Origin of the sequence: Pseudomonas sp. P1.8 (assembly GCF_001269805.1) — a bacterium.
Taxonomy (GTDB): Bacteria; Pseudomonadota; Gammaproteobacteria; order Pseudomonadales; family Pseudomonadaceae; genus Aquipseudomonas.
In genome coordinates, this window is the sequence record NZ_LHVM01000007.1 from 98,481 (window position 1) to 115,062 (window position 16,582).

General features: G+C 58.9%; 18 protein-coding genes. 13 read left to right on the plus strand and 5 right to left on the minus strand.

Annotated elements, in window-relative coordinates:
- Positions 1-68 precede the first annotated feature (68 nt).
- The 4 genes from moaC (at position 69) to AD668_RS04270 (ending at position 2,299) form a co-directional block, all read left to right on the plus strand.
- On the plus strand, positions 69-542 hold the full coding sequence (moaC, locus tag AD668_RS04255; RefSeq protein ID WP_053155043.1) for a cyclic pyranopterin monophosphate synthase MoaC: 474 nt from the start codon (positions 69-71) through the stop codon (positions 540-542).
- Positions 539-781: a molybdopterin converting factor subunit 1 gene (moaD, locus tag AD668_RS04260; RefSeq protein WP_053155045.1), complete on the plus strand. Its 243-nt coding sequence runs from the start codon at positions 539-541 to the stop codon at positions 779-781. The genes moaC and moaD overlap by 4 nt, the downstream gene beginning before the upstream one ends.
- Positions 782-784: 3 nt before the next feature.
- On the plus strand, positions 785-1,237 hold the full coding sequence (gene moaE / locus AD668_RS04265) for a molybdopterin synthase catalytic subunit MoaE (RefSeq protein WP_053155047.1): 453 nt from the start codon (positions 785-787) through the stop codon (positions 1,235-1,237).
- A gap of 285 nt (positions 1,238-1,522) precedes the next feature.
- A complete protein-coding gene (locus tag AD668_RS04270; RefSeq protein ID WP_053155049.1) occupies positions 1,523-2,299 on the plus strand; it encodes an ABC transporter substrate-binding protein in 777 nt (258 codons plus the stop codon).
- 107 nt (positions 2,300-2,406) lie between these two features.
- Here AD668_RS04270 and AD668_RS04275 read toward each other — a convergent pair whose 3' ends face one another.
- From AD668_RS04275 to AD668_RS04295, 5 genes are all read right to left on the minus strand, one after another.
- A complete protein-coding gene (locus AD668_RS04275) occupies positions 2,407-3,048 on the minus strand; it encodes a transcriptional regulator (protein ID WP_053155051.1) in 642 nt (213 codons plus the stop codon).
- Between the two features lie 88 nt (positions 3,049-3,136).
- The gene (locus AD668_RS04280) at positions 3,137-4,264 is read right to left on the minus strand and encodes an FAD-binding oxidoreductase (protein WP_053155053.1); all 1,128 of its coding nucleotides are present in this window, start codon (positions 4,262-4,264) and stop codon (positions 3,137-3,139) included.
- A gap of 142 nt (positions 4,265-4,406) precedes the next feature.
- Positions 4,407-5,351 (minus strand): ornithine cyclodeaminase family protein, encoded by a 945-nt coding sequence (locus tag AD668_RS04285; RefSeq protein WP_053155055.1) that lies wholly within the window; start codon positions 5,349-5,351, stop codon positions 4,407-4,409.
- A gap of 139 nt (positions 5,352-5,490) precedes the next feature.
- The gene (gene rhlB / locus AD668_RS04290; RefSeq protein WP_053155058.1) at positions 5,491-6,978 is read right to left on the minus strand and encodes an ATP-dependent RNA helicase RhlB; all 1,488 of its coding nucleotides are present in this window, start codon (positions 6,976-6,978) and stop codon (positions 5,491-5,493) included.
- A gap of 91 nt (positions 6,979-7,069) precedes the next feature.
- Complete coding sequence (locus tag AD668_RS04295) at positions 7,070-7,726, minus strand: alpha/beta hydrolase (protein ID WP_053155059.1); 657 nt, start codon at positions 7,724-7,726, stop codon at positions 7,070-7,072.
- Between the two features lie 467 nt (positions 7,727-8,193).
- Between AD668_RS04295 and AD668_RS04300 the strand changes: the two genes are divergently transcribed.
- The 9 genes from AD668_RS04300 (at position 8,194) to AD668_RS04340 (ending at position 16,516) form a co-directional block, all read left to right on the plus strand.
- Positions 8,194-9,225, plus strand: coding sequence for an amino acid ABC transporter substrate-binding protein (locus tag AD668_RS04300; RefSeq protein WP_053155060.1), 1,032 nt, complete (start codon positions 8,194-8,196; stop codon positions 9,223-9,225).
- Between the two features lie 65 nt (positions 9,226-9,290).
- Complete coding sequence (locus AD668_RS04305; protein ID WP_053155061.1) at positions 9,291-10,472, plus strand: amino acid ABC transporter permease; 1,182 nt, start codon at positions 9,291-9,293, stop codon at positions 10,470-10,472.
- Between the two features lie 10 nt (positions 10,473-10,482).
- Positions 10,483-11,580, plus strand: coding sequence for an amino acid ABC transporter permease (locus AD668_RS04310; protein WP_053155064.1), 1,098 nt, complete (start codon positions 10,483-10,485; stop codon positions 11,578-11,580).
- Positions 11,581-11,593: 13 nt separating this feature from the next.
- A complete protein-coding gene (locus AD668_RS04315) occupies positions 11,594-12,358 on the plus strand; it encodes an amino acid ABC transporter ATP-binding protein (RefSeq protein WP_003178331.1) in 765 nt (254 codons plus the stop codon).
- 249 nt (positions 12,359-12,607) lie between these two features.
- A complete protein-coding gene (locus tag AD668_RS04320; protein WP_053155066.1) occupies positions 12,608-13,267 on the plus strand; it encodes a FadR/GntR family transcriptional regulator in 660 nt (219 codons plus the stop codon).
- Positions 13,257-14,561: a CynX/NimT family MFS transporter gene (locus AD668_RS04325; RefSeq protein WP_053155068.1), complete on the plus strand. Its 1,305-nt coding sequence runs from the start codon at positions 13,257-13,259 to the stop codon at positions 14,559-14,561. Before AD668_RS04320 ends, AD668_RS04325 begins: the two co-directional genes overlap by 11 nt.
- Before the next feature lie 110 nt (positions 14,562-14,671).
- A complete protein-coding gene (locus AD668_RS04330) occupies positions 14,672-15,142 on the plus strand; it encodes a nuclear transport factor 2 family protein (protein ID WP_053155070.1) in 471 nt (156 codons plus the stop codon).
- Between the two features lie 39 nt (positions 15,143-15,181).
- Positions 15,182-15,493, plus strand: a complete 312-nt coding sequence (locus AD668_RS04335; protein WP_053155072.1) for a GIY-YIG nuclease family protein — start codon at positions 15,182-15,184, stop codon at positions 15,491-15,493.
- Between the two features lie 87 nt (positions 15,494-15,580).
- A complete protein-coding gene (locus tag AD668_RS04340) occupies positions 15,581-16,516 on the plus strand; it encodes a glutathione S-transferase family protein (protein ID WP_053155074.1) in 936 nt (311 codons plus the stop codon).
- The last annotated feature ends 66 nt before the right edge of the window (positions 16,517-16,582 follow it).

Here is a 16,582-nt window from a genome sequence, read left to right on the forward strand (position 1 = left end):
CGATAATCGTGCGTGCGAAAAATTGACCCGCAGGTTTACAATCGACGCTCCTGATCAGGAGTAATCCCGTGCTGACTCATCTCGATTCCCAAGGTCGCGCCAACATGGTCGACGTCACTGAAAAAGCCGTGACGTTCCGTGAGGCGACCGCCCAAGCGCTGGTGCGCATGCTCCCCGAAACCCTGCAGATGATCGTCAGCGGCGGTCATCCCAAGGGCGATGTGTTTGCCGTAGCGCGTATTGCCGGCATTCAGGCAGCGAAAAAAACCAGCGATCTGATTCCTCTGTGCCACCCGTTGATGCTGACCGGCGTGAAAGTCGAACTCAGTGCCGAAGGCGACGACTGCGTGCGCATCGTGGCGCGCTGCAAGCTGTCCGGGCAGACCGGTGTCGAGATGGAAGCCCTGACCGCGGCCAGCGTCGCGGCGCTGACTATCTATGACATGTGCAAGGCCGTGGACCGTGGCATGACCATCGAAAGCGTACGCTTGCTGGAGAAAGTCGGCGGCAAGAGCGGGCATTTCCAGGCGGACCCGTCATGAACATCACCGTGAAGTTTTTTGCTCGTTATCGTGAAGCGCTGGGTGTGGATTCGGTAAAGGTGGAAGGCCAGTTCGCGACCGTCGATGACGTCCGTGCGTTGCTGGCTCAGCGTGATGGTGCGGATGTATTGAGAGAGCAGAATCTGATGTGCGCCCGCAACGAGGATCTGTGTCAGTTAGACGAACCGGTGAGCGACGGTGACGAAGTGGCGTTCTTCCCGACTGTAACCGGAGGCTGAACCATGGCCATTCGCGTGCAGTCCACGCCGTTCGACCCAGGGGCCGAGGTCAACGCCATGCACGATGCCAATGTCGGCGTAGGCGCGGTGGTGAGTTTTGTCGGCTACGTCCGCGACTTCAATGACGGGTTAGACGTTGCGGGGATGTTCCTTGAGCACTACCCGGGCATGACCGAAAAAGCCCTTGGCAAGATCGCCATCGAAGCCGAGCAGCGCTGGCCGTTGCTCAAGCTGGAGGTGCTGCATCGCATCGGTGCCCTGGAGCCGGGCGAGCCGATCGTCTTCGTCGGTGCCGCCAGTGCTCACCGTCAGGCGGCGTTCGATGCCTGCGCCTTTGTCATGGACTACCTGAAAACCCGTGCACCGTTCTGGAAGAAGGAAAACACCAGCGACGGGCCGCGCTGGGTCGAGGGGCGTGACAGCGATCATGCGGCGGCGGATCGCTGGAACAAATAACCTCTGCAGTGCACTTCAATCAGCCATCGCTAGCAGGCTAGCTCCCACAGGTTTTGTGTGCACCGCAAATCCATGTGGGAGCCAGCCTGCTGGCGATGGCGTCATATGCACCTCTAAAAATCTTGATGATTCACCACCCGACCATCGACCGGAACGGGCTGCATTTGCCTCATTGACGATTTATACATAAAAGTCCAGTATGGAATTATAAGTACAACAAAGGTTTCCCCGTTTCAGCTTTTTCTTCTGTCTTGCCAAACCAACAACAACCGCGAGAAAACGAACATGAAGAAGTTTCCCCTCATCACCGGTCTGGCCCTGAGCCTGTTGGCGTGCAGCTCTGTGTTTGCCGCCGAGAAAACCCTGCGCATCGGTATTGAAGCGGCTTATCCGCCGTTCGCATCCAAGAGTGATAAAGGTGAAATCGTCGGTTTTGACTACGACATCGGCAATGCCTTGTGCGCGCAGATGAAGGTCAAGTGTGTGTGGGTCGAAGGTGAGTTCGACGGTCTGATTCCTTCTTTGAAAGTGAAGAAAATCGACATGGCGCTGTCGTCCATGACCATCAACGAAGACCGCAAGAAGTCGGTGGATTTCACCCACAAGTACTATTTCACTTCGTCGCGCCTGGTGATGAAGGACGGCGCCGTCGTTGACGACCAGTACGCCAGCCTTAAAGGCAAGAACATCGGTGTGCAGCGTGCAACCACTACTGACCGTTATGCCACTGAGGTGTTTGAACCCAAGGGTATCAACGTCAAGCGCTACAGCAACAACGAAGAGATCTACATGGACCTGGCCGCCGGTCGCCTTGATGCGATTTTTGCCGACACCATTCCTCTGAACGACTTCCTGCAGATGCCGCGTGGCAAGGGTTACGCCTTTGTCGGGCCGGAGCTGAAAGACCCGAAATACGTGGGTGAGGGCGCCGGGATCGCGGTGCGCAAAGGCAATGGTGAGTTGGTCAGTGAGCTGAACACAGCCATTGATGGTATTCGTGCCAATGGCGAGTATCAGAAGATTTCGGACAAGTATTTCAAGTCCGACATCTACGGCGACTGATCAAACGCCATCGCTAGCAGGCTAGCTCCCACAGGTTTTGTGTACACCGAAAATCCATGTGGGAGCCAGCCTGCTGGCGATGGGGCCGGAACAATCCCTGCAGATGATCAGCCCTTCAATTCCTTCAAATGCTTGTACACCGTCGCCCGCCCCATGTTCAGCACATTGGCCACGTAGTTCGAGGCGCTTTTTCCCTTGAACGCGCCTTCGGCGTGCAGCGCCAACACCAGTTCACGTTTGTGGTCGCGGGTCAGGACGTTCAGGCTCAGCTGGCGTTCGCGCAGCCAGGCGTGCAGGAAGGTGTTGATCCGTTCCTGCCAGTCATCGCGAAACAGTGAATCCGGTTGCGGGATCAACTTGGTCGGCGACAGGAACAGGTCCAGTGCGGCCTTGGCATTTTCGAACAGCGAAATATTCAGGTTGATGCACAACACCGCCAGCGGATGACCTTCGCTGTCGCGCAAAACGGTGCTGAGGCTGCGAATCTTCTGACCATCCCAGTTGAGCTTTTCGTACGGCCCGATGTTTCGTTCGCTGACGTCATCGCTGAGCATGTCTTCCAGCGCCGAGTCATCGCCGATTTCCCGTTTTGACAGGTTGTTGGCGATGTAGTCGACCTTTTGCGTGCGCAGGTCGTGCAGCACCACCTCGGCATGGGGAAAGAACAACGTGGCGATGGCATCGGCGATCGCCCGGAAGTTATCCAGAGAGGTGTTGTTCAGGGCCGTGTCGGTTTCAGGGGCGTTCATACAGTGGAGCTCCAGGCAGCGTCAGCGCCCATGGGAGGGCGCTGAAAGTGTGCCGTAATCGTGTGGGCACGTCACCTGCGGGCAACGATCAACCCAGGCGGGCAGGGGACAACATCTCGGCGCTCAGGCCGAAACGGGTGAGTGGCTCGGGCAGGGCTTCACCGCGCACCAGCGCCGCACTGGCCTGACCCATGGCCGGCGAGGTCTGGATGCCGTAGCCGCCTTGCGCCGCGACCCAGAAAAGACCAGGTACCTGCGGATCGAACCCGGACAGCAAATCGCCGTCACTGACGAAACTGCGCAGACCGGCCCAGGTGCGGGTCGGACGGCGGATGGTCAGGGTCGTGGCTTCTTCGATCTGGTAGATGCCCATGGCGATGTCCAACTCTTCGGGCTGCACGTCGTGAGGATCCACCGGGTCGGCGTTGGCTGGCGAGCCGAGGAACATGCCAGCGTCGGGTTTCATGTAGAAGGATTCGTCGAGGCTGACCAGCATCGGCCAATGGTGGATGTCCACGCCTTCGGGGCCGGCGAAGATGAACGCGGCGCGGCGCTTGGGTTGCAGGCCCAGCGGCTGTGCTCCGGCAAGTGTACCGATCTTGTCGGCCCAGGCGCCGGCGGCGTTGATGATGATCGGCGCGCTGAAGGTCTGGGTGTTGGTCTGAACCTGCCAGACACCTTCGGCGTCTCGGCTCATGCTCTGTACTTCGCAGTCGGTGTGGATTTCACCGCTATTGCGGCGGATACCGCGCAGATAGCCCTGGTGCAGGGCGTCGGTGTCGATGTCACTGGCGGTCGGGTCATAGATCGCGCCATGGACTTTTTCGCGACGCAGGATCGGCACCCGCGCGCAGGCTTCCTCGGCGCTGAGCAATTGCATCTCCGGCACCGTGGTTTTCGCGCTCTGGTATTGCCGGTTCAGCTCATCCGGGTCACCAGTCAAGTCCACGGTCATTTCGCCCCGGGGGGTCAGCAGCGGGTGTTCACAGAAGCCGCTTGGCGGGTTGTCGAAAAAATCCCGGCTGGCCTGGGTCAACGCCCGCACTTGCGGGGTGCCATACGCGGCGGTGTACAGCGCTGCGCTGCGTCCGGTTGAGTGATAAGCCGGATGGGATTCGCGTTCGAGCACGATCACGCGAGCATGCTGCGATAGCCAGAAACCGGTGGAAGCGCCGGCAATTCCGCCGCCGATGATGATGAAGTCTGCCTGGCTCATGAACGTCTCCAGTTGGGGCGCAATTCTCAAAATTGAAGAGATCTCCCTGTAGGAGCGAGCCTGCTCGCGATGGTGTGTCAGTCGACATCAATGTGTCAGATACACCATCGCGAGCAGGCTCGCTCCTACAGGGGTTGTGGTGTTAGTGAGATAGGCGATAGATCGCATTGGCCAGCGCAATGTCTTCCAGGCCCAGGCCGATCGAGCGGAAGAACACATGGCGATCATAATCAGGGCGCTGGACTTTTTTGCTGATCAGGTCAGGCAAGTCACCGACAATCGCGCTGTTGTCCCAACTGTGCTCTTCGGCGGCGATCAGCATTTCACCGGCCGAACCTGGTGTGGTCAGGCGATAGTCGCAGAACACCTGCATATCATTGAGGCTCTGCGGTGGCACTTCGTGGGCACGCGGTGCGTTGGTGCTGATGGAGGTGATCAGCGCGGGTTTGCGCAAAGTTGACGGGTCGATCACAGGTCCGGCGGAAGATGTGCACAGCATGATCACGTCGGCCTCCTGAACAGCGGCTTCTCGACTGTCCGCGATGTTCAGGCGTGGCTCGATGTTTTTCAGCAGGCTCACGGTTTCGGCATCTTCACCCAGGCTCGGCGAATACACGCTGATGCTCTGCCAGTCACGCAATCCCTTCACGTAATGCAGATGTGCCTGGGCAACCTTGCCGCTGCCGATTATCGCCAGGCGAGTGGCGTGCAACGGAGCGAGTGCATCGACCGCAACAGCCGTCGTTGCAGCGGTGCGAGCAGTGGTCAATTCACCGGCATCGCAAAGCAACAGTGGCTGCCCGGTTTGCATCGACATCAGCAGCGTCCACGCCGTCACCAGCGGGCCTTGCTCGCGCACGATATACGGAGAGGTCTTGACCCCATAGACACCGTCTTCCGCCAGCACACCCAGATAGTTGATGAAGTCGCCCGCACCCTGCGGAAACTCAACCAGTTGCTGCGCCGGTTGCACGGCTTGCCTCGACGCCAGGTCATGAAACAGTTTGCGCAGGATCTGCGGAACGTCGACTTGCGCCAGTAACTCGCGAGCCTGGGATTGGTTGATCACATGGGGCGTACTGGACATGGTCGGCTCCGAACACTCGAATTAAACTAATTTGTCCATTATGGACTTTTAGTTGTTGCGAGCAAGCGCCTGTTGAAAAATCCAGACGAAAAAAAAGCGCAGACCGTTTCCGGCTGCGCCTCTTTCTGCAAGGAGTCCGTTAAGGACGCTTGCGCTCAACCGCCCGCAGCAGATGCGTCGGAGGGGTTTCGCAGCTGATTTTCTTGCCCAGCAGCGCCTCGATGGACGGCAACTGGTAGGAATCGTCTTCACCGGCAAAACTGATGGATACACCATCGGCACCGGCGCGACCGGTTCGGCCGATGCGGTGCACGTAGTCGTCCGGAACTTCCGGCAGGGTGAAGTTGATCACGTGGCTGATGCCATCGATGTGGATGCCGCGACCGGCCACGTCGGTGGCGACCAGTACGCGGATCTTGCCTTCGCGGAAACCTTCCAGCGTCTTGATGCGCTTGTGCTGCGGCACGTCGCCGGACAGTTGCGCGGCGTTGATGCCGTCACGCACCAGGCGTTCTTCGATGCGCCGCACTTCATCTTTGCGGTTGGCGAACACGATGACCCGCTCCCAACCGTTGTCGTTGACGAGGTTGTAGAGCAGTTTGTATTTATCTGCGCCGGCCACCGCGTAGATGTGCTGCTCGACGTTTTCGTTGGCCACGTTTTGCGACTCGATCTCGACGATCGACGGGTCGGTGGTCCATTGCTTGGCCAGGTTCATCACGTCTTCGGTGAAGGTCGCGGAGAACAACAGCGTCTGACGCTCGGACTTCGGCGGGGTCTGGCGAATGATCTGGCGTACTTGCGGGATGAAGCCCATGTCGAGCATGCGGTCGGCTTCGTCCAGCACCATGACTTCAACCATATCCAGGTGCACGTCGCCGCGCTGGTTGAAGTCCAGCAAACGGCCCGGCGTAGCGACGAGGATGTCGCAGTGACGGGCTTCGAGGTGCTTGAGCTGCTTGTCGAAGTCCATGCCGCCGACAAACGTCATGACGTTGAGGCCGGTGTACTTGGTCAAGTCAGCCGCGTCCTTGGCGATCTGCACCACCAGCTCACGGGTCGGGGCGATGATCAACGCGCGCGGTTCACCCATGTAGCGCTCTTTCGGCGGCGGGGTTTGCAGCAGCTGGGTGATGATCGAGACCAGGAACGCGGCGGTTTTGCCGGTACCGGTCTGAGCGCGGCCGATAGCGTCTTTGCCGGCGAGGGTGTAGCCCAGCACCTGAGCCTGGATCGGCGTGCAATACGGAAAACCCAGATCCTGGATGGCGTGCATCAGTTCAGGGGCGAGTTTGAAATCGTGGAAGCGGGTTTTGCCTTCCTGGGGTTCGACGACGAAGTCTTCGAGTTTCCACGGGATGACCGGGGCTTTCGGCTTTGGTTCACGCCGTGGCCTGGCGGGTTTTTGCGCTTCAGCGTGCGATTGCTCGGAGGCCATTGGTGCGGCAGGCTCAGTTGCCGGAGCGCTCTGCGGCTCGTGTGTCGGTGCCGCGACTGAGGCGGTCCGGCCAGGCTGATTACCGTCGGTGCGGTGGCTGGGACTGTGAGACGGAGCGCTGGTGACTGGCGCGAGTTGCTCAGTCTCGCTTTTACCGAACATTTTCTTGAGTGCTTTGAGCACGGTCATCTCATCAATTGGTTAAGTGCCGGCCAGTGTAATGCAAGAATCGGGCGCGGCGTAGAGGGATGGATCAAAGGGCGCTTTTAAACGTATTCGATCAACGCAAGCGTTCGGCAAGCCAGGTGCCGATGTCGCGAATCTCCTCGGGTAACACTTCGTGGCCCATTGGGTATTCCTGCCATGTCACGGTGACACCACGCTGCTTCAGGTGCTCGTAGGCGCTGCGTCCCATCGCGTTCTGCACCACATCATCGTATTGACCGTGCAGGCTCAAAACCGGAATGCGCTGCTGGCTGGCGGACAACTCCACTGCATCATTAAAGGTTGGCGCATAAGTGGAGAGGGCAACTACGCCACCCAACGGTCCCTGCCATTTCAGAAACGCGGTGTGAAAGACCACCGCGCCACCCTGGGAAAAACCGGCCAGAAAAATCCGCGAAGGGTCTATTCCGCAGGCGCGCTGTTCTTCGATCAATTCGATGACCCGATTCGCAGATGCTTCAAGTTGCTGCTCGTTAATCGAACGGGCCGGGCTCATGGCCAATATGTCGTACCAGCTCGGCATCTCGTAGCCGCCGTTGATGGTGACGGCGCGGGTCGGTGCCTGGGGCAATACGAAACGGGTGCTCAGCAGGATTTCCTGAAGGGCTTCAGCGACGGGCAGGAAGTCGTAGCGATCGGCACCGAGGCCGTGCAGCCATATAACGCAAGCGTCTGCGGTCTTTACAGGCTGAAGAATCAAGGGCTCGGTCATGTCTGCTCCAAATGTGTGCGCGCGCGCTCAATAAGTGCGTAGCCGGAGTGCGCGTCTGGTTGATCCGTTACGAAGATGTCGCAAGGGTACAAGTTTTCCTATTGACCTGTCCCGTAATGGCTTCGGCAAGCGGTGTGGTACGGGCTTTGCTATGGGGAAGCGGTGCAACCCATCTCGCGTGCGGCGGTAACACTATCAGTCGAATGCCGAGCGTGGGATAGCAAAGAATCCGGTGATGGATGTTCGCCAGTGACCGATACGGGCTTTGCGAACGTGAAAGGGCTACAGCCCGTTCGGCCGATTGGTGAGAAGTGAGTTATCCATGATGTGGATTTTCTCCTACTAGACTCATAGCTAACGTCTTACGTCGGTTGACCCCAAAACAAGCCAACACGGGTCGACTACGCCTCAAAAGGGTGCGACAGGACTCACGCTCCGACACAACAAGAGCAAAACTGGAGGTTTGAATGAAGATGTTGAAATCCACCCTGGCGATCGTGACTGCAGCCGCAGTACTTGGTGTCAGCGGGTTTGCCCAGGCGGGCGCAACCCTGGATGCAGTGATGAAGAAAGGTTTCGTGCAGTGTGGCGTCAGCGATGGTCTGCCAGGCTTCTCGGTTCCGGATTCCACCGGCAAGATCGTCGGTATCGATGCTGACTATTGCCGCGCTGTGGCCGCTGCCGTGTTCGGTGACGCGACCAAGGTCAAGTTCAGTCAGTTGAACGCCAAGGAGCGCTTCACCGCGCTGCAGTCCGGCGAAATCGACATCCTGTCGCGCAACACCACCATGACCAGCTCCCGTGACGCCGGCATGGGCCTGAAATTCCCGGGTTTCATCACCTACTACGACGGCATCGGCTTCCTGGTGAACAACAAGCTCGGCGTGAAAAGCGCCAAAGAGCTGGATGGCGCGACCATCTGCATCCAGGCCGGTACCACCACCGAGCTGAACGTTTCCGACTACTTCCGTGGCAACGGTCTGAAATACACCCCGATCACTTTCGACACCTCCGATGAAAGCGCCAAGTCGCTGGAATCCGGTCGTTGCGACGTGCTGACTTCCGACAAGTCCCAACTGTTCGCCCAGCGCAGCAAGCTGGCCGCGCCGAAGGACTACGTGGTTCTGCCGGAAACCATTTCCAAGGAACCGCTGGGCCCGGTCGTGCGTAATGGCGACGACGAGTGGCTGGCCATCGTGCGCTGGACTGGCTACGCCATGCTCAACGCTGAAGAAGCCGGCATCACTTCGCAGAACGTCGAAGCTGAAGCCAAGGGCACCAAGAACCCGGACGTAGCTCGTCTGCTGGGTACCGACGGTGAATACGGCAAAGACCTGAAAGTGAAGAAAGACTGGGTGGTGCAGATCATCAAACAAGTCGGCAACTACGGCGAAGTGTTCGAGAAAAACCTCGGCAAGAGCACTCCGCTGGAAATCGACCGCGGGCTGAACGCTCTGTGGAACGCTGGCGGCATTCAATACGCACCACCAGTGCGCTGATGGTTCTATCACCCGGTGGGCCAACCACCGGGTGATGTTCTGTTCCATTATTTGCGGGGCACTACATGCAAAATTCAATCGGCGCACCCAAGCAGAGGCTCAGCCTCAGCGATCCGCGAGTGCGTGCGTGGGTATTTCAGATCATCACGATTATCGGGGTGGTCTCGCTGGGCTGGTATCTGTTCGATAACACTCAGACCAATCTGCAACACCGGGGCATTACCTCCGGTTTTGACTTTCTGGAGCGCAGTGCCGGTTTCGGCATCGCTCAACATCTGATCGATTACACCGAAGCGGACAGTTATGCCAGGGTGTTTGTCATCGGCCTGCTCAACACGCTGCTGGTGACCTTCATCGGCGTGATCCTGGCGACGATCCTCGGATTCATCGTCGGTGTGGCAAGGCTGTCGAAGAACTGGATCATCGCCAAGCTGGCGACGGTGTACGTGGAAGTCTTCCGTAACATTCCACCGCTGCTGCAGATTCTGTTCTGGTACTTCGCAGTGTTCCTGACCATGCCGGGACCGCGCAACAGTCACAACTTCGGCGACACTTTCTTCGTCAGCAGCCGTGGCTTGAACATGCCGGCGGCGTTGATGGCGGACGGTTTCTGGCCGTTCGTGGCGAGCGTCGTGGTGGCCATCGTCGCCATCGTGCTGATGAACCGGTGGGCCAACAAGCGCTTCGAAGCGACGGGCGTACCCTTCCACAAGGTCTGGGTCGGCCTGGCGCTGTTCCTGGTGATCCCGACGCTGTGTGCACTGATTTTCGGCGCGCCAGTGCATTGGGAAATGCCCAAGTTGCAAGGCTTCAATTTCGTCGGTGGCTGGGTGTTGATTCCGGAACTGCTGGCGTTGACCCTGGCCCTGACGGTCTACACCGCGGCGTTCATCGCCGAGATTGTGCGTTCGGGCATCAAATCGGTCAGCCACGGCCAGACCGAAGCGGCGCATTCCCTGGGCCTGCGCAACGGTCCGACCCTGCGCAAGGTCATCATCCCGCAAGCCCTGCGCGTCATCATTCCACCGCTGACCAGCCAATACCTGAACCTGGCGAAAAACTCTTCGCTGGCGGCCGGTATCGGCTACCCGGAAATGGTCTCGCTGTTTGCCGGGACCGTGCTCAACCAGACCGGCCAGGCGATCGAGGTGATTGCGATCACCATGAGCGTGTACCTGGCGATCAGTATCAGCATTTCCCTGCTGATGAACTGGTACAACAAGCGCATTGCGCTGATCGAGCGGTAAGGAAAAGCGCATGAGCACTCATACTTTCAAACCTGACATGCCCCCACCGAGCAGCAGCATCGGTGTGGTGGCGTGGATGCGCGCGAACATGTTCTCCAGCTGGCTCAACACCCTGCTGACCCTGTTTGCGTTCTACCTGATCTACCTGGTGGTTCCACCGATTCTTGAATGGGCAATCATCGACGCCAACTGGGTCGGCACTACCCGCGCCGACTGCACGAAGGAGGGCGCCTGCTGGGTGTTCATCCAACAGCGTTTCGGCCAGTTCATGTACGGCTACTACCCGCCGTTACTGCGCTGGCGCGTGGACCTGACCGTGTGGCTGGCGATCGTCGGCGTGGCGCCATTGTTCATCTCGCGCTTTCACCATAAAGCGGTGTACGGGCTGAGTTTTCTGGTGCTGTACCCGATCATTGCCTGGTGCCTGCTGCACGGCGGTGTATTCGGTCTTGACGCCGTGGCGACCAGCCAATGGGGCGGTCTGATGCTGACCCTGGTGATCGCCACCGTCGGCATTGCCGGTGCGTTGCCGCTGGGTATCGTCCTGGCGCTGGGCCGTCGTTCGAACATGCCGGCGATTCGTGTGGTCTGCGTGACCTTCATCGAATTCTGGCGCGGCGTGCCATTGATCACAGTGCTGTTCATGTCCTCGGTGATGCTGCCGTTGTTCCTGCCAGAAGGCATGAACTTCGACAAGCTGCTACGAGCGCTGATCGGCGTGATCCTGTTCCAGTCGGCCTATGTGGCCGAAGTGGTGCGCGGTGGTTTGCAGGCGATCCCCAAGGGTCAGTACGAAGCCGCTGCCGCGATGGGCCTCGGGTACTGGCGCAGCATGGGCCTGGTGATTTTGCCGCAAGCCCTGAAGCTGGTGATCCCCGGGATCGTCAACACCTTCATCGCGCTGTTCAAGGACACGAGCCTGGTGATCATCATCGGCCTGTTTGACCTGCTCAACAGCGTCAAGCAAGCCGCCGCCGACCCGAAATGGCTGGGTATGGCCACTGAAGGCTACGTGTTCGCCGCCCTGGTGTTCTGGATTTTCTGTTTTGGTATGTCGCGCTATTCCATGCATCTGGAACGCAAGCTCGACACTGGCCACAAGCGTTAGGAGTTCTCTGTAAATGAGCGAAGCAATCAAACAGCCTGTGAGCCCTGAAGGCATTATTCAGATGCAGGGCGTGAACAAGTGGTACGGCCAGTTCCATGTACTGAAAGACATCAACCTCAACGTCAAGCAGGGCGAGCGAATCGTGCTGTGCGGCCCGTCGGGTTCCGGCAAGTCCACCACCATCCGCTGCCTCAACCGTCTGGAAGAGCACCAGCAGGGCCGCATCGTGGTCGATGGCGTGGAGCTGACCAACGACCTCAAGCAGATCGAAGCGATCCGCCGCGAAGTCGGCATGGTGTTCCAGCACTTCAACCTGTTCCCGCACCTGACCATCTTGCAGAACTGCACCCTGGCACCGATGTGGGTGCGCAAGATGCCCAAGCGCAAGGCCGAGGAAATCGCCATGCATTACCTGGAACGCGTACGCATTCCGGAGCAGGCGCACAAGTACCCGGGGCAGCTGTCCGGCGGTCAGCAACAGCGTGTGGCGATCGCGCGTGCACTGTGCATGAAACCGAAAATCATGCTGTTCGACGAACCGACTTCGGCGCTCGACCCGGAAATGGTGAAAGAGGTGCTCGACACCATGATCGGCCTGGCTGAAGACGGCATGACCATGCTCTGCGTGACCCACGAAATGGGCTTTGCCCGCACCGTGGCCAATCGCGTGATCTTCATGGACAAGGGGGAGATCGTCGAACAGGCTGCGCCGAACGACTTCTTCGACAACCCGCAGAACGACCGCACCAAGCTGTTCCTGAGCCAGATCCTGCATTGATCGAAGCCAGGCAGTGAAATAAACCCGGACTGAGTTCCGGGTTTATTTTTGTCCTCGATTTTGCCGATGCTGCGTAGGAACTGCCGAAGGCTGCGATCTCTTGATCTTCGCTTCTAACAAAATCAAAAGATCGCAGCCTTCGGCAGCTCCTACATCGGTAACGTTTAAGCCTTCAAGGTTGCCCTCTCGTAGCAAGCTAACTAACATGTCGGAAAATTCATCCTATGATTGGATGAAAGGGCGAATTCCATGTCAGAAACCTCTCCATTAGTTAAACGATCTCTGGTCGATCAGGCTCTGGACCAGTTGCGCCAGCGTATTAACCAAGGCAACTGGGTCGTCGGACAGCGCTTGCCCACCGAACCTGAGTTGTCCGCCGAACTGGGCATCAGTCGTAATACCGTGCGTGAAGCCATGCGGGTGTTGGCATTTTCCGGGCTGATCGAAATCCGTCAGGGTGACGGCAGCTATCTGCGGGCAGTGGTCGATCCACTCGACACCCTGAAGGCCTTGTCCCGTTGCTCCCTTGAACAGGCTCGCGAAACGCGACACATCCTCGAGGTCGAGGCCATCGGCCTGGCGGCACTGCGCCGTACCGAAGAGGACATGGTGGCATTGCGCGAAACGCTGAGCGTCAGTGGCAGCCACTACCACGGTGATCTTGATACCTACATCGCCTGCGATCTGGTGTTCCACCGCCGTCTGATAGACGCCGCGCACAACCCGACCCTCAGCGAGCTGTATCGCTATTTCTCCGGCATCGTCGGCGCACAACTGCGCCAGAGCCTGAACATCGCCCCGCGCCGCCAGGAAGTGTTTGACTTGCACATCGCGTTGCTCGATGCCGTCGAGCAACGCGACCCGGAACGGGCCAAAGCCCTGTCGAGGCAGTTGATCAATGAACCTTGAACCCGAGAAGTCCATGCACCGCAGTGATTTATCCACAGCCCCCAAGCGCTCGACAGAGCTGGAAGAGTTACTGATCGATGCCGAGGCCGATGATGAACAGGTCCAGCAAGCCCATCCGGTTTTGCGCCGGCCATGGCTATTGCTGCTGGGTCTGATCCTGGTCGCTTTGAACCTTCGTCCGGCGTTGTCGAGCATGGCGCCGATGCTCAGCGAGGTGTCGAAGTCTCTTGGTTTGTCTGCCTCCCAGGCTGGCTTGCTGACGACGTTACCGGTGCTGTGCCTTGGCCTGTTTGCGCCATTGGCGCCAGTGCTGGCGCGACGTTTCGGCGCCGAGCGCGTCGTGCTGGGAATTCTGCTGACCCTCGCTGGCGGGATTATCCTGCGCAGTTCCTTTGGTGAGATCGGTTTGTTTGCCGGCAGCGTGCTGGCCGGTGCCAGCATCGGTGTGATCGGTGTATTGCTACCGGGCATCGTCAAGCGTGACTTCCCGAAACAGGCCGGGACCATGACCGGCGTTTACACCATGGCGTTGTGTCTCGGCGCGGCGATGGCGGCGGGAGCAACCGTGCCGTTGAGCGAGCATTTCGACCAGAGCTGGGCGCTTGGCCTGGGCTTCTGGGTGATTCCGGCACTGGCCGCCGCGATTTTCTGGTTGCCGCAAGTCGGCCAGAAACATGGCGCACACAATGTGGCTTATCGCGTTCGGGGATTGCTGCGTGATCCGCTGGCCTGGCAGGTCACTTTTTACATGGGATTGCAATCGTCTCTGGCCTACATCGTGTTTGGCTGGTTGCCTTCGATCCTGATCGGTCGTGGCCTGACCCCGACCCAGGCTGGGCTAGTGTTGTCGGGCTCGGTGATCGTGCAATTGGTCAGCTCGCTTGCGGCCCCTTGGCTGGCGACTCGCGGCAAGGACCAGCGGTTGGCGATTGTGGTCGTCATGGTGCTGACGCTCGGTGGCTTGTTCGGTTGTCTGTATGCGCCGATTGAAGGTCTGTGGGGTTGGGCGATTGTGCTCGGGTTGGGGCAGGGCGCTACATTCAGCCTGGCGCTGACCCTGATCGTGTTGCGCTCGCGGGATTCCCACGTCGCGGCGAACCTGTCGAGCATGGCCCAGGGTTTCGGCTACACCCTGGCGTCGATGGGGCCGTTCGCGGTTGGTATCGTGCATGACTGGACCGGCGGCTGGACAGCGGTGGGCTGGATCTTCGGTGTTATTGGTCTTGGCGCGATCATCGCCGGTCTTGGCGCTGGACGTGCGCTGTATGTGCAGGTCGAAAGCGAGAAAGTCTGACTCGCACACTGTCGGTATTCGGGCCGCGAATGCCGATAGTGTTTCACTCGTTTGCAGACTATCGTGCAGGCAGTCTTTCGACGCCATTTTGCACAACAGGGAGTTTGCTCATGAGTGATGCCCACAGCGCCTTGATCACCCGATTCTACCAAGCGTTCCAGCGCCTTGATGCCGAAGCGATGGCTGCTTGCTACACCGACGATGTGGTGTTCAGCGATCCGGCCTTCGGCGAACTGCGTGGGCGCGATGCCGGTGACATGTGGCGCATGCTCACTACCCGCGCCAAGGATTTCTCTCTCACGTTCGATAACGTGCGCGCTGATGAGCGTACCGGTAGCGCCCATTGGGTGGCGACGTATCTGTTCAGCCAGACCGGCAACACCGTGATCAACGACATTCAGGCGCGCTTCGTTTTTCGCGATGACAAGATTTGCGAACATCACGACAGCTTCGATTTGTGGGCCTGGTCACGTCAGGCGCTGGGGTTCAAAGGCCTGTTGCTGGGTTGGTCGCCCTTGGTGCGCAACGCCGTTCGCGCTCAGGCGTTGAAGGGGCTGAAGGCATTTCAGGCCAGTCGCTGATAAGATCGCCGCTTGTTCCTTTCAAGCCCTGATCGTGACGTGACCACCCTCACTGAAAGCCCTGTCGAAGTCGTCCCGCCTGCGAATAAAACCTGGTTCGTCTACCTCGTGCGCGCCGCCAATGGCTCGCTGTATTGCGGAATCAGCGACGATCCGGCGCGCCGTTTTGCCAAGCATCAAAGCGGCAAGGGCGCGCGGTTTTTTCTCTCAAGCCCTGCCATGGCCCTGGTGTATACCGAACGCTGCCGCGACAAAAGCGATGCGTTGCGTCAGGAGCGGTTGATCAAGAAGCTCAAGAAAAGCGCCAAGGAATGTCTGGTGGCGAGTGCCACTTCAGGCTTATCACTCTGACTGATCAGTTCCCATCAAGCAGATCTGTAGGCTGCTAACCGATTGCGCGCTAAGCTGCGGTCTCCTACTTTTGCGGCGGAGCCGAGCATGTCCGAGTTGATTCTGCATCATTACCCGACGTCCCCCTTCGCCGAAAAAGCCCGCCTGCTGTTGGGCTTCAAGGGGTTGTCCTGGCGCTCGGTGAAAATCTCTCCGGTGATGCCAAAACCCGATCTCACGGCGCTGACCGGTGGTTATCGCAAGACACCGGTGTTGCAGATCGGCGCAGACATCTATTGCGACACTGCGTTGATTGCGCGCCGACTGGAACAGGAAAAAACCTTGCCTGCGTTTTTTCCAGAAGGACAGGAAATGATCGCTGCGTCGTTCGCCGCCTGGGCTGATTCGGTGATCTTCCAGCATGCAGTCAGCCTGGTGTTCCAGCCTGAATCGATCGCCGTGCGTTTCGGCAATTTGCCGCCTGAAGCGATCAAGGCGTTCATCGCCGATCGTGCCGGCTTGTTCAGTGGTGGCAGCGCGTCCAAGTTGTCCGCGGAGCAGGCCAGGCATCAATGGCCGACCATCATGTCGCGGCTGGAGCTGCAATTGCAGCGCGAGCAGGGCGACTTCCTGTTCGGTGAGCCGTCAATTGCCGACTTCGCGCTGGCTCACTGCCTTTGGTTCCTGAAAGCAACACCGGTTACCGCACCGTTGGTGGATGAATACCCAGCGGTTGTCGCCTGGTATGCCCGAGTGCTGGGTTTTGGTCATGGAGCATCCAGCGAAATGGCGTCCGACGAGGCATTGGAGGTTGCGCGCACGTCCCAACCTGCGGCATTGCCGGATGAGCAGTTTGTTGATCCGAACGGGCTCAAGGCGGGTCAGCAGGTGGTGATTGCGGCGACTGACTACGGCGTTGATCCGGTCGTTGGAGAATTGCTTTTTGCGGGTAGCGAGGAGTTGATTGTGCGCCGCGAAGACGAGCGTGGCGGCGTGGTGCATGTACACTTCCCCCGCTTTGGTTTCCGCATAGAAGCGCAGTAAGCCCAGGAACTGTAGGAGCTGGCTTGCCAGCGAAAGCGGTTGTCAGTCAGCATTGTTGTCAACTGA

Excerpts from the sequence above, each read along its gene's own strand:
- moaD (WP_053155045.1), top strand. The coding sequence starts at position 539 with ATGAACATCACCGTGAAGTTTTTTGCTCGTTATCGTGAAGCGCTGGGT.
- moaE (WP_053155047.1), top strand. The coding sequence starts at position 785 with ATGGCCATTCGCGTGCAGTCCACGCCGTTCGACCCAGGGGCCGAGGTC.
- AD668_RS04270 (WP_053155049.1), top strand. The coding sequence starts at position 1,523 with ATGAAGAAGTTTCCCCTCATCACCGGTCTGGCCCTGAGCCTGTTGGCG.
- AD668_RS04275 (WP_053155051.1), bottom strand. The coding sequence starts at position 3,048 with ATGAACGCCCCTGAAACCGACACGGCCCTGAACAACACCTCTCTGGAT.
- AD668_RS04280 (WP_053155053.1), bottom strand. The coding sequence starts at position 4,264 with ATGAGCCAGGCAGACTTCATCATCATCGGCGGCGGAATTGCCGGCGCT.
- AD668_RS04285 (WP_053155055.1), bottom strand. The coding sequence starts at position 5,351 with ATGTCCAGTACGCCCCATGTGATCAACCAATCCCAGGCTCGCGAGTTA.
- rhlB (WP_053155058.1), bottom strand. The coding sequence starts at position 6,978 with ATGACCGTGCTCAAAGCACTCAAGAAAATGTTCGGTAAAAGCGAGACT.
- AD668_RS04295 (WP_053155059.1), bottom strand. The coding sequence starts at position 7,726 with ATGACCGAGCCCTTGATTCTTCAGCCTGTAAAGACCGCAGACGCTTGC.
- AD668_RS04300 (WP_053155060.1), top strand. The coding sequence starts at position 8,194 with ATGAAGATGTTGAAATCCACCCTGGCGATCGTGACTGCAGCCGCAGTA.
- AD668_RS04305 (WP_053155061.1), top strand. The coding sequence starts at position 9,291 with ATGCAAAATTCAATCGGCGCACCCAAGCAGAGGCTCAGCCTCAGCGAT.
- AD668_RS04310 (WP_053155064.1), top strand. The coding sequence starts at position 10,483 with ATGAGCACTCATACTTTCAAACCTGACATGCCCCCACCGAGCAGCAGC.
- AD668_RS04315 (WP_003178331.1), top strand. The coding sequence starts at position 11,594 with ATGAGCGAAGCAATCAAACAGCCTGTGAGCCCTGAAGGCATTATTCAG.
- AD668_RS04320 (WP_053155066.1), top strand. The coding sequence starts at position 12,608 with ATGTCAGAAACCTCTCCATTAGTTAAACGATCTCTGGTCGATCAGGCT.
- AD668_RS04325 (WP_053155068.1), top strand. The coding sequence starts at position 13,257 with ATGAACCTTGAACCCGAGAAGTCCATGCACCGCAGTGATTTATCCACA.
- AD668_RS04330 (WP_053155070.1), top strand. The coding sequence starts at position 14,672 with ATGAGTGATGCCCACAGCGCCTTGATCACCCGATTCTACCAAGCGTTC.
- AD668_RS04340 (WP_053155074.1), top strand. The coding sequence starts at position 15,581 with ATGTCCGAGTTGATTCTGCATCATTACCCGACGTCCCCCTTCGCCGAA.